9 protein-coding genes are annotated in these 13,415 nt (G+C 33.3%); 5 read left to right on the forward strand and 4 right to left on the reverse strand.

The features are described 5' to 3' along the window. Positions 1-18: 18 nt before the first annotated feature. Positions 19-663: an orotate phosphoribosyltransferase gene (gene pyrE, locus BSU00_RS01705; protein ID WP_105002848.1), complete on the reverse strand. Its 645-nt coding sequence runs from the start codon at positions 661-663 to the stop codon at positions 19-21. Between the two features lie 7 nt (positions 664-670). Here pyrE and BSU00_RS01710 point away from each other — a divergent pair, with 7 nt between their 5' ends. The 5 genes from BSU00_RS01710 to BSU00_RS01735 all read left to right on the forward strand — a co-directional run bounded on the left by BSU00_RS01710 (position 671) and on the right by BSU00_RS01735 (position 7,188). Continuing rightward, the gene (locus BSU00_RS01710; protein WP_105003385.1) at positions 671-1,279 is read left to right on the forward strand and encodes an NUDIX hydrolase; all 609 of its coding nucleotides are present in this window, start codon (positions 671-673) and stop codon (positions 1,277-1,279) included. A 129-nt stretch (positions 1,280-1,408) separates the two neighbouring features. After that, the gene (gene dnaK, locus BSU00_RS01715) at positions 1,409-3,322 is read left to right on the forward strand and encodes a molecular chaperone DnaK (RefSeq protein ID WP_105002849.1); all 1,914 of its coding nucleotides are present in this window, start codon (positions 1,409-1,411) and stop codon (positions 3,320-3,322) included. Positions 3,323-3,432: 110 nt separating this feature from the next. Further along, positions 3,433-4,014 carry a two-component regulator propeller domain-containing protein gene (locus BSU00_RS01720; RefSeq protein WP_105002850.1) on the forward strand — a complete coding sequence of 194 codons (582 nt, stop codon included), beginning with the start codon at positions 3,433-3,435 and terminating at the stop codon, positions 4,012-4,014. 348 nt (positions 4,015-4,362) lie between these two features. Beyond that, on the forward strand, positions 4,363-6,333 hold the full coding sequence (locus tag BSU00_RS01730; RefSeq protein WP_105002852.1) for a histidine kinase: 1,971 nt from the start codon (positions 4,363-4,365) through the stop codon (positions 6,331-6,333). Positions 6,334-6,453: 120 nt separating this feature from the next. Continuing rightward, on the forward strand, positions 6,454-7,188 hold the full coding sequence (locus BSU00_RS01735) for a LytTR family DNA-binding domain-containing protein (protein WP_105002853.1): 735 nt from the start codon (positions 6,454-6,456) through the stop codon (positions 7,186-7,188). An 822-nt stretch (positions 7,189-8,010) separates the two neighbouring features. On the opposite strand, the gene BSU00_RS01745 is transcribed toward BSU00_RS01735, so the two are convergent. From BSU00_RS01745 to BSU00_RS01755, 3 genes are all read right to left on the reverse strand, one after another. Continuing rightward, positions 8,011-9,303: an amidohydrolase family protein gene (locus BSU00_RS01745; protein ID WP_105002855.1), complete on the reverse strand. Its 1,293-nt coding sequence runs from the start codon at positions 9,301-9,303 to the stop codon at positions 8,011-8,013. A 13-nt stretch (positions 9,304-9,316) separates the two neighbouring features. Then, positions 9,317-12,280, reverse strand: a complete 2,964-nt coding sequence (locus tag BSU00_RS01750; RefSeq protein WP_199176747.1) for an amidohydrolase family protein — start codon at positions 12,278-12,280, stop codon at positions 9,317-9,319. 90 nt (positions 12,281-12,370) lie between these two features. Then, positions 12,371-13,414: an oxidoreductase gene (locus tag BSU00_RS01755; RefSeq protein ID WP_105002856.1), complete on the reverse strand. Its 1,044-nt coding sequence runs from the start codon at positions 13,412-13,414 to the stop codon at positions 12,371-12,373. Between the last annotated feature and the right edge of the window lies 1 nt (position 13,415).

The following is a 13,415-nucleotide window of genomic DNA, read 5'->3' on the forward strand; positions in this document are numbered from 1 at the left end:
TTTTATGTTGTCTTAGTATTAATTTTGTTTCCATGTGCTTGGCGATACTCTCCAGTCTTCGAGTGTTCTAAGTTCTTCACTGGTAATGTATTTGCTATCCAACGCTTGCTCTAGTAAATATTCATAGTTACTCAGGGTACTTAGTTCGATATCACTTTTGGTAAAATTTTCTTTTGCAAGGTCGAAACCATAAGAAAATATGGCTACCATACCTTTAACCTTTACATCTGCTTCTTTCAAGGCTTTTACCGCATCCAAACTACTTTTTCCGGTACTTATTAAATCTTCAATAACTACTACGTTGTTACCACTTTCAAGATGCCCCTCAATTTGATTTTTTCTGCCGTGTTTTTTCGGCTCAGGTCTTACGTATACGAAGGGTACACCCAATTCTTGAGCTACTAGCACACCTATTGCTATGGCACCTGTAGCCACGCCCGCAATTGCATCTGGTTTACCGTGCTTTTGTTCCACAATTTTAGCAATCTCTTCTTTAATGAAATTTCTAACTGTTGGAAACGATAGTGTAATTCTGTTGTCACAGTAAATCGGTGATTTCCAACCTGAAGCCCATGTAAAAGGTTCTTGTGGATTAAGTTTTATAGCTTTTACTTGTAAAAGGAGTTCAGCTGTTTTTTTTGCTGTATCTTTGTTAAAATCCATACCGCAAATGTATAAAGTTTTTGTGAATGACAAGCCATTAATACTAACAACTTCTGTTAAAAAACAACATAATTATCCCGTTTACATGTTTGCGGCTGTAAGTGTTGATGCGATTATTCACAAGTTAGCGAATACATCTATTTCCGGACTGTATCTTTTTTCCAATGCTCTAGATAAGGATTGGGTTGTTTTTCGGGAAAAAATTGCACCAGTCATCGCTGGTGGAGGTTTAGTATTAAATGAAAAAGAGGAAATACTCTTTATATATCGTGGAGGTAAATGGGATTTACCCAAAGGGAGAACTGAAATAGGAGAGAACATTGAACAAACTGCGATTCGTGAAGTAGAGGAAGAGTGTGGTATACAAAATCTAACCCTCAAAAATTTTCTAACAATAACCTATCATGTTTATTTTCAAGATGGTCAATACAAACTAAAAGAGACCCATTGGTTTTTAATGTTTTCCAACTACAAAGGAGCTCTTTCTCCCCAAACAGAAGAGGGTATTACCCAAGTTTCTTTTAAAAATTCCACACAAATCAAGGCATTACTTCCAAACACCTATGCAAATATTCGATTAGTATATGAAAATTATCAGAAATTGGCAGAAAAATGACACTATGGCATTAAATTTATGCGCAAATCTTTCTTTTACTGACAAAAAACATTAAATAAATCATTGGCATACACTTTGAGTTAATCAACCTGTAAAATTGAATTAAAAATTTAAACTGAAAATAAAATTATGAGTAAAATTATAGGTATAGATTTAGGGACAACAAATTCGTGTGTTTCTGTAATGGAAGGAAACGAGCCTGTAGTAATTCCTAACTCAGAAGGAAAAAGAACTACGCCATCAGTTGTGGCATTTGTAGAAGGAGGAGAGCGTAAAGTTGGTGATCCTGCTAAAAGACAAGCAGTAACTAACCCAACAAAAACTGTCTACTCTATCAAGCGTTTTATGGGTAACAAATATTCAGAATCTCAAAAAGAAGCACAAAGAGTGCCTTATGAAGTAACTAAAGGAGATAATGATACGCCTCGTGTTAAAATCGATGATCGCATGTACACACCACAAGAAATTTCGGCAATGGTGTTACAAAAAATGAAGAAAACGGCTGAAGATTATTTGGGGCAAGGAGTATCAGAAGCTGTAATTACAGTACCTGCCTACTTTAACGATGCACAAAGACAAGCTACAAAAGAGGCAGGAGAAATTGCTGGTTTAAAAGTTCGTCGAATTATCAACGAACCAACAGCTGCAGCCTTAGCATATGGATTGGATAAAGCAAATGACGATAAAAAAATAGTAGTTTTTGATTTTGGAGGGGGTACACACGATGTATCTATTTTAGAATTAGGAGATGGCGTATTTGAGGTATTGGCTACCGATGGAGATACACATCTTGGTGGTGATGATGTCGATGAAAAAATCATTAACTGGTTGGCAGAGGAATTTAAGAGTACAGAAGGAGACGGTATGGATTTACGTAAAGATCCTATGGCCTTACAACGTCTTAAAGAAGCTGCAGAAAAAGCAAAGATAGAATTATCTAGTACTACTTCAACAGAAATTAATTTACCGTACATCACGGCTACTGCCTCAGGACCTAAACACCTAGTTAGAACTTTGAGTAGAGCTAAATTTGAGCAGTTAATTGACGATTTAGTAAAGAGAACTATCAATCCATGTCAAACAGCTTTAAAAAATGCAGATCTTACCACAGCAGATATTGATGAAATTATTTTAGTAGGAGGATCAACTCGTATTCCAGCGATTCAAGAAGCAGTTGAAAAGTTCTTTGGAAAAGCACCAAGTAAAGGAGTTAACCCGGATGAGGTGGTGTCTTTAGGAGCTGCAATTCAAGGAGGGGTCTTAACTGGTGATGTTAAAGACGTTCTTTTACTAGATGTTACACCGTTGTCACTAGGAATTGAAACCATGGGTAATGTATTTACCAAATTAATTGACGCAAATACAACCATTCCTACTAAAAAATCACAAGTTTTCTCTACCGCTGTAGACAATCAGCCATCTGTAGATATTCACGTATTACAAGGTGAAAGAGCTATGGCAGCAGATAATAAAACTATAGGTAGATTCCAATTGACAGATATTCCACCTGCACCAAGAGGAATTCCTCAAATTGAAGTAACTTTTGATATCGATGCAAATGGTATTATCAATGTTTCTGCTGCAGATAAAGCGACAGGAAAGTCTCAAAATATTCGCATTGAAGCTTCTTCGGGTTTAACGGAAGAAGAAATTCAAAAGATGAAAGCTGATGCAGAAGCTAACGCAGATGCAGACGCAAAAGCAAAAGAGACTGCAGACAAGGTAAACGGCGCTGACTCTATGATTTTTCAAACAGAAAAGCAATTAAAAGAGTTTGGGGATAAATTATCAGCAGATAAGAAGGAACCAATTGAAACTGCCCTAGCGGAATTAAAATCGGCACACGAGTCGAAGGATTTAGCACAAATTGATAGTGCAATGGAGAAAATTAATGAAGCTTGGAAAGTAGCATCTGAAGAAATGTATGCAGCACAGCAACAGGCAGGCGGAGCAGGAGCTAATGAAGCACAAGAAGCACAGTCGGAGACTTCAGATTCTCAAACAGATAATGTTGAAGATGTAGACTTCGAAGAAGTGAAATAATTGACAGTAATTATATTTATAAAAAAGCTCATTGTAGAATTACAATGAGCTTTTTTATTTTTTGATGCTTTGTTTTACATTTGTTTTAATTAATGTAGTTTTGAAGTGTATTGACACGTAATATTGTTCATATTATAATTCTTGTTTTATTGTTTATCCCACGGGTAAATGCACAACAGCCTGTTTATAACGAATTAACGGAGAAAGATGGGTTGCCAGATTTTGTTTTCTACAGCTTACTTGAAGATAGAGAAGGATATATATGGTTAGCCGCAAACAAAGGTTTGTATCGTTACGATGGAAGAGAGTTTAAACTATATTCAAGTAAAGAGAAAAGAGGTTTATCTGTATTTGGCCTTAAATTAGATTCGCATGGTCGCGTTTGGTGCAATAATTTATCCGGACAATATTTTTACATCGAAGATGATAGCTTAAAATTATTTTGTGATCTAAAAGATGTCACAAAAGGACAGCCCTCAAAATTTATTTTTTTCGATCGATATTTAGTAACCTCAAATTTTGACTTTTTTGCAAAGATTGATATGGAAACTAAAAAAATATCATTCGAAGAAAAGGTTGATTATTTTTCGGATATCTTTAAAAAAAGGACACCTTATTTTATGCGGATAATAAATCGATTCGATATAGTACAGATGGTGAGATTTTTAAGAATTACTTGCCGATTTCCATAGACAAAAAGATAAGGAAAACTCCAAAATCAACTTTTATATTCGAAGGAAAAACTTTTCATTATCGTCTCAATTATTATAATACTCCAAGTTTAAAAAATGACTACAAAACTAGTTTGTTTTATGAAAAAAATGGGGTATTAAGTCCGGTTAAACTTCCCGAAAAATTAAAAAGTATCGTAATACTCGATACTTACGTTACCGATGAAGAGATATGGTTCGGAACCGATAATGGGTTATACATATGCAATTTTAGAGAAGGAGAAATAAATTGTTATAATAATTTTTTGAGACAAAAAAAATTACAAATATCATAAAAGATAGAAGCAACAACTTTTGGTTTTCTACCTTATGAGTGGTGTATTTATAGTTCCCAATATGCATTTATTTAATATCGATTTTAAGGAATATAATTCTAATATTAGTGTAATCGAAAATATTGGTAATGACCGATTATTGTTTGGCTCGGAAAACGGAGATTTATTTTTATATGACGCTAATAAAAAGACCCCCATTAAAATTAAGTTAAAGAATAAAGAGAAAGTTTTTTCCATTCTCAAGATAAATACAAATCAAGTATTGATAGGTTTTTCTACCTACTCAATTATTTTAAACTTATCCGATTACTCTTATAAGAAAACTAACTACTACGGAAATATTAAAGATTTTACTTTAATTAATGCCAATACAATTGTTATTGCAGGACACGATAGAAGTTATGTTTCACAATTAAACAATAATAAAGAGAGGCTCTTGTATAATGAAAGAAGTTTTGCAGTTCATTACAGTAAAAAACAAAACTCCTTTTATATTGCCTATATAAATGGTATTAAAAAGTTTGATGCTGCTTTTAAGCCTAGAGATATTAAATTCAAGGAGCAATCTATTTATGCGCAGGATATTGCAGAAACATCTAACGGTATAGTTTGGTTTTCGACGACAAAAGATGGGCTTGTAGGTGTTAAAAATGATGAGATTATTTACCACTATACCGATCAAAACGGTTTGTTATCTAACTTGACAAATGTTTTGAAAAGTGATGGAGATTTACTTTGGGTAGTAACCAGTAAAGGAATACAAGTTTTAGATACCGTTACTGGAGAGTTCCAAAATTTAACTAAAAAAGATGGGTTGGTTTCCTATAATATTTCTGATATTGAGATCCTTGACAATACGCTCTACTTTAGTACCAACACAGGAGTTTTTGTGGTGGATAAACGAAAAATTTTTAAAAAAGGAGTTGTTTCTGATTTTTCTTTTACCGAAATACTAATTAATGGTAAGAAAGTTCCGATTCAGGAAAAGTTTGAGTTTCTATATGGGGATAATACCATACAATTTAAGTTTCATACCAATGGGTATCTTTCTAGCGATCACATGCAGTATCAATACCAATTATTGGAAAATGAAGACTCGAAAAGTTGGATTACGCTAGACCAAGGCGATAGCCAATTAACGTTTAATAATTTGGCTTCTGGGCAATATGATTTAAAGGTAAGAGGGGTTGAAATCGACGGCAAAAACGAAACTCCAATAAAAAGAGCTATAATTGAAGTGCGACTCCCTTTTTACAAATCTCTATGGTTTACCATTCTTATTTTTTTATTGATTTTAATGCTTGTTTGGTACGGATTTACTAAACAAATTCAAGATATTGAAAACAAGCAGATTAGGGTGTTAGAACAAGAGCGAATCCAGAAACAACTCGTTTTCTCCAAACTTGAAAGTCTTCAGGCGCAAATGAATCCGCATTTTATTTTTAATGCCTTAAATTCCATTCAGAATTTGGTTTTGAAAGAGAACAAATTTTCAGCGTATAATTACTTAACCAAGTTCTCTCTTTTTATTCGAGAAAATTTGAATATGAGTAGAAAAAGTTTTGTTGATTTCCAGGAAGAGTTGGATTTGATCTATAAATACTTAGAACTTGAAAATTTACGTTTTGGAGACGAGTTTAGTTATGTGATTAATGTGCAAGATGAGGTACACAATATTAAAATTCCAACAATGATTATTCAGCCCTTTATCGAAAATGCTATCAAACATGGTTTACTGCATAAAACAAAAGGGGATAAAAGGTTAGTTTTGGATTTTTATAAACTAGATGTTTTGGTTTGTGTAATTACAGATAACGGTATAGGAATGAAAGCATCGAAGGAGCTTAATAAAGCAAATATACTCAAACCAAATTCTTTTTCAACGACTGCTATTCAGGATAGATTAAAATTACTGAAGGATTTTTATACCATCGATGTTGGTGTGTCATATAAAGAACTTGAAGAAGGTACAAGAGTTATTATTAAAATTCCTTATAAAGTATAATATACTGGATTTTAGAGGCTTAATTTTAAGAAAAAAAAAGTACCAGATAAAATTGTAGATTGCCGCCAACCTTAAGTTAAATATTTTTATGATATTTGTTGTATAAAAAATTACGTTACTATGAATACAGTGGAGGCAATAATTGTTGATGATGAGCAAAATGCTCGGGAAAATTTAAGGTATTTATTGCAAACATTTTGTCCGAATATAATTATTGTAAATGAATCTTCAAATGTAGATCAAGCCTACGAGGCAATACAAAAATACAAGCCCAAATTAGTTTTTCTAGATATTGAAATGCCTCGTAAAAATGGTTTTCAACTATTGGAAATGTTTACAGACATTACTTTTCAAGTAATATTTATAACCGCTTATGATAGCTACGCCATTAAAGCTTTTGAGGTATCTGCAATTGATTACCTTTTAAAACCAATTGATATTTCTCGCCTTGAAACAGCTGTTCTTAAAGCCTCCAAAAATTTGTTAGGAGATAGTGGCAATATGGATGCGCTTAAATCCAATACAAAAGAGATTAAAAAATTAGCAATACCATATAAATCCGATTATGTCATAATAGATATAAATGATCTTCTATGCATTGAGGCAGATAGAATGTACTCTGTACTGCATACCAAAGATGATAATCATTATTTGGTATCCAAAAAGCTAAGTTATTATGAAGAAATACTTTGCCAAGACAAAAACTTCATTCGAGTGCATCGATCGTGGATTGTAAATTCTAACTTAATTCAAAATTATTCAAAAAAGAACAAAGAATTAACCTTAGAAACGCAGCTCAAAATCCCGGTTAGTAGAGGGTATAAAGACAATTTTGAAAGTTTATTGTACAATTAAATACTTAAAAAATATAAATGTCTTTTGCTACAAAACTAGTAGTTTTCCCTTGAAGGAACTCCCTTGTCGTTGTTTGGAAGTAAATATAGTTCGTTTAGAAGTTTTTTTATTCAATACAAGAGATATTTTGTATATTAGCTGTTGGGAAGAAATAATTTGAAAAACTAAAGAGAGTAACTCTATTTATGATTTACTAAAATTTTTATTTTATCATTTTATAAATAGATAAAAATCCAGACAAATGTGTCTGGATTTTTTATGCGTTCTCTTCTAAATATTGGTTTGTATGGAAATACCAACAAGAAATAGTGTTTTTCCTATTTTTAAAACAGTCTTTTTTTCATTCGGAAGTATTTACTTGCATTTTGGAAGTAATATTGTGGAAAGTATTGTACAAGTATGTTTATTTGTACAGAAGGGAAGAATAGCAATTTTTGAAAGAAAAAGAAAGGAATATGTTTTGTAAAATATTATATAATTGTATTTAAATAATACGGTAATAATCTTTGTTTTTAACATTGTTTTTGCAATGTTGTTTTTATTGAGGTTTTAGTTTTTTCAAAGAGAATTACATTTTTTGTATAACGATTCACAGTAACATTTTCAGCTAACCAAAGCTTTTTTATCCGACACTAAATTTTTGAAATATTTTATTAGTAAAAAAAATACTACGTATTCTTTCAGGCTAATAAGGGGTTTTATAAAAAAGAGTTTTTTTATTTTGAAGGGGAAACCTGAATTTTGATTATTTAGCAAAAACCGAATAGAGCATAGCTCTTTTCGGTTTTTTTATAATGTATTTATTGGAAATAGGTAAAAATCTTACTTATATTTTTTGGTGTATCGCTTCCATAATTTTGTTTGATGCGTTTCTAAACTTATATTCCTTCCTTGAATAAAAGCTTTTCTTACAATATTTCCTCGCATATCCAAAGCATCACCATCCGATATAAATAGTGTAGCGTCTTTCCCAACTTCTAGAGACCCTGTAAAAGTATCAATACCTAAAATTTTTGCGTTATTAAGTGTTATCAAACTCACTGCAACTTCTTTTGCTAAACCATAAGCAGCATAAGTTCCTGCATAAAATGGTAAGTTTCTGGCACTCATACGTTCCATTTCACCATCCATTCCTAATCCTACTGTGATACCTGCATCAAAGAGTATTTTCGCAGTTCTATAGGGAAGGTCATAGTCTTCGTCTTCATTAGAAGGTAATCGATGTGACCGTTCTAGGATCACAGGAATAGTATGTTGCTTTAAAATGGATGCAATTTTTTCTGCTTGAAATCCACCGACAATTACTAGATTACTTATAGCTAATTCTCTAAACATGGTAATTGCATCTTGTATTTGAGAAGCTCCATTTACATGAACATAAACTTTTTGTGTGCCTTCAAACACATTTTTTAAAGCTTCATAAGGCAGATTTTTAGATTTCTTTTCTCCTGTTAAATATCTCTTTGCATCCCTAAAAAAATCTTTAATTTTTGCTGTATTTTTGGTGTAGTTTTTATTGGGTTTTAAAGACGGATCTTCACCTAGCCACCATCTACCTCTAGCGAATAAACTTGGCCAATTAACATGGATTCCATCATTTGTTTTAATTGCAGCATCCTCCCAGTTCCAAGCATCAAATTGTACAATAGAAGAAGTTCCAGAAATCGTTCCACCTCGGGGTGTTATTTGTCCTAATAAAACACCATTTGGACGCATAGTTTCAATAATTTTACTTTCAGCATTGTACGCAATAAGACTTCTTATGTGGGGTAACATGCTACCAACCTCATCATCATCAACAGTAGCTCTAACAGCATCAATTTCTGCTAGCCCAAGGGATGTGTTTGCAGCAATAAATCCTGGATAGAGATGTTTTCCTTTTGCATTTATAACTTCTCCTTTACGCGCAATTTTCATATTCGCGCTACCTACAAAGGTTATTTTTCCTTCGGAAAACATGAGTAAAGAGTTTTCTATAATCTTCCCGTTACCAATATGTGCAGTTGCACCTTCAATAGTAAAATCTTTGGTTTGTTTTCGGCCTGGTGTTTGTTGTGCAATGCTATTTCCAACTAAAAAGAAATAAAACAAAGTATATATAGTTATATGTTTCATGAATCTTAGGTTTTTATTCGGTATCACAGTGAAATAAGGTCTTAGATTTTTTAATTGGAGCTTGTGTTTTTACTCCTTTAATTTTTTCTTTCAGCATCATGTTAATTAATTTCGAACGTTCTGCTTTGATTGCTTTTCGCTTTTGGGTATCTGTATCGATATCAAAATAAATGGCACCGTCTACTATTGTTTTTTCTGGTTTCGCATAAATAGATAAGGGGTTTTCGTTCCAGAGAACTAAATCTGCATCTTTCCCAATCTTAATGCTTCCAGTTCGATCATTTAAATGAAGTAGTTTGGCAGGGTTTATTGTTACCGTACTCCATGCTTCTTGCTCTGATAATCCGCCGTATTTAATTGTTTTCGCTGCTTCTTGGTTTAATCTACGAGACATCTCAGCATCGTCAGAATTTATGGCTACTACTAAACCTTGACGTTGCATTATTGCTGCATTATAAGGAATCGCATCATTCACCTCATATTTATACGCCCACCAATCTGAAAATGTCGATGCACCAACTCCGTGTTCTTTCATTTTATCCGCAACCTTATAGCCCTCTAAAATATGGGTGAAGGTATTTATGTTAAAGTTAAATTGTTCAGCAACTTTCATTAACATGTTTATTTCTGACTGCACATAAGAATGGCAAGAAATAAAACGCTCTTTATTGATGATTTCCGCTAATATTTCTAATTCAATATCTTTTCGAAAGGGTTCTCCGCTTTTTTTAGCGGTATCGTATTCTTTGGCTCTTTGGAAATAATCGATATACACTTGTTCGACACCCATTCTCGTTTGTGGGAACCTGATGGTGTTTGTTTCTCCCCAATTGGATTGTTTCACATTTTCGCCAAGGGCAAATTTTATGAATTTTGGAGAATTATCATAAAGCAGTCCTTCTGCATTCTCCCCCCATTTCAATTTAATAATTGCCGATTGTCCTCCAATTGGATTGGCGGAACCGTGTAAAATTTGGATAGAAGTCACACCTCCGGCAAGGTTTCTGTAAATGTTGATGTCATTCGGGTCAACTACATCTTCTATACTTACTTCTGCAGTAGAATTATGTCCGGCTTCATTAATCGCTGAGGCGGCTATGTGCGAGTGCTCGTCAATAATTCCAGCAGTCAAAAATTTATTGGTACCATCAATTATTTTCGCTCCTCTCGAGGATATATTTTTACCAATATTTTTAATTTTTCCCGCTTCAACTAATACATCGGTATTTAACAATACCTCTTGATTTTCTGAGGTCCATACCGTTGCATTTGTTATGAGTAGTTTTTCTTGTTTTGGAATACTAGCATTACCGTATCCGATGTTCGGAAAACTTACGGGTACAACTTCCATATTTTTTGTTTGCGTTTCTTCGTTTTTCTTCTTTTTTTCTCTGGGGTTCTCTTTGGTTACTTTTTTAGACGCCGACCAATTGATAGCATTGCCGTTAGCATCCACTCCAATTCCTTGCATTACATTAGCGCTATTAATAATACTACCCGATAAACGTATAAATTTATCAGCATCGTTAATAGTTAATGCTATTTTATTATTGGTGTAATTAAACTTAGCGTTTAATTGCTTATCTCCTTTTTTTATGGTTGCCTTTTGTTTAGAACCAACCCCACTGATACGCATAGAGTAATTATTATTACCTGCATACAACATGTATTCTCCGGATAGGTCTTTACTATTAATGTCTTGAATAACATTTTTCTTACCTTGTACCCAGTTTTCATAAAGGATTGTTTTTTTGTCGAAAATCTCTCCTGAGGTTATTAGTAAATTTGCATAGCTACCTACTTTTAAATTTCCGATTTTTTCATTTTTTAGAATTTGTGCAGGTATAGTGGTTAATGCTTCTAACGCTTTTGTTTTGTCTAATCCGTACGCAATTGCCTTTTGCAAATTTGGTAGAAAGTCTTTTGCCGCTTTTAATTGGTGTAGCGTAAGCGCAAAAGAAATGTTGTTTTTTGCCATAACACCTGGATTTGTCGGTTCCTGATTCCATCGACGCATATCACTCAATGCTATGTTATTCGCTAAATCTATATTGCTAACATCGTATGCTTTTCTGAAATTTATTGGAAGTACAAATGTTGCGTTTGTATTTTTTATATCCATTACTCTTTCGTATTCGTCTCCACCACCAACAATGATGTATTGTATGCCGAAGGCATCTCCTATTTTGTCTGCACGGATATCATTTAAATTATCTCCTGCTCGGAAGATTTGTGGTAAATCTTTTTTCGCATTTAGTGCTTCTAGGGCTAAATCTTTATTTTTTGCATTTCCTTTTGCATACCATTCCGCATCCATGTAGGTCTGTTTTAATAATGCTATAGCACCCATTCTAGAGGTTGGGTAACTTTGTTTAGAGGTATTACTTTTAGAAAAGGATAGGTAATTACCCGATCTTCGATTAAGAATTCTATAAGCGTCTGTTTCCTCTGTGTTGAGCGCTACTAATAAACCATTTCCTTGCATAATTCCATCATCGACATGCGTATTTACAGTACCAAATCCTATATTGAGATATTCTTTTGCTTTTTTGTTATCAAACTTGAATACATCGAAAGCATCTATATCTGGTCTGATATGATCATTCCAATAATATCCTTTTCTGCTAGCATCGTATTGTGGTGCAGAGCTGTAGGCACTGCTGCTGCGCTTTACCTTAGCAACTCCAAAATTGGAATAAACGTCAATAAAAGATGGGTAAATAGTTTTACCTAATAGGTCGATCACTAATGCTTCTTTTGGAATCGAAATAGATTTTCCTACCGAAATAATTTTTCCGTCTTTAATTAAAAGAGTTCCTTTCTTTATTTGTTCGGTTGGGGTTACCCAAATAGTTGCATTTTGGAAAGCAATTATTGTGTTTTTTCTGGTTTTTACGCCAGTATTTGTCGGAAAATACTCTTGTGCATGCAGATTTGAAAAATAAATGCACAAAAGTATTATTAAGTATTTTTTCATTTTGGGAAATTGAATTTGATTGTTAATTTTAGGTCGATAAAAGTATAAAAACCTTAATTTTTTGAATATCTCTTTAACAAAAAATTAAGATTATTTTATAATGAGCTTTCCAATGCAATTGTTGCCTCCAAGCCATGCGATATTTTCATTTATAAATTGTATGGTGTAAAAAGAAGAATCACTTACTTGTTTCCAGGTTAAGCCGCCATCGTTGGAATAAGAAATTCCTGTTTTTCCAACGGCAAAAATTTCTACACCATCGGTATTAGGAACGAATTGAATGCAGCTTTTATAACCAGGTGCCTTATTTTTCGCAACAAGTGTCCAGGTTTTTCCACCATCTTTAGTGATTGCTTTGTTAGCTTGATTCCTTTCCGGATATGCATAGTCGCCACCGATAGTTATACCGTATAGTTCGTTGTAAAAATCAACCGAATACATTCCCTCTGCGCCCTTTCCTTGAATAATTGGAGTCTCGTATATTTCCCAAGTTCTACCTTTGTCTTTCGATTTAAGTACTCTTGCTTTTGTTCCTCCAGACACCATCCAAACGGTTTCGTCTATAATTTTTATATTGGTGTTGCTTGCGGCAAAGAAAGCTTCTCCCTCTCCAAACTTAGGAAGTTGATCACATGGTATTTTATACCAAGAATTACCGTAATCCGAAGTAAGGAGTATTGAAGGACAATCTTCTGTTGGATCACCAACTGCTATACCGTGTTTTCCATCGCTAAAAAATTGTAATGCATCGTAAAATACATTTGGATGCTCTTCTTTGTACACCAAATTAACCTGATTTTTAAATACCTTAAAGAGTAATCCTGGATTTCCAATAGATAAAACAAAAACGGTATCTTTTACAACAGCAATACTTCTAAAATTTGGAGTTGTTTTTTCATTGTGTTTTACAGGAGTAACTTCCCAGGTTTTTCCACTATCTATTGTTTTACCGATATTCCCTTTTGCATCTGCAAAATAAAGAGTATTTTCATCTATGGCTTTTATGGCTCTTATGTTTGAGCTATCTATGGTAAAATGAGTTATATGGACATTATTAATGATTCTTGGATTGTACGGTGTATTGCAGGCGATAAGCATAATTCCAAGTAGCAATGATAAAAAGACATACTTCATT

This window comes from Tenacibaculum sp. SG-28 (genome assembly GCF_002954385.1).
GTDB lineage: Bacteria > Bacteroidota > Bacteroidia > Flavobacteriales > Flavobacteriaceae > Polaribacter.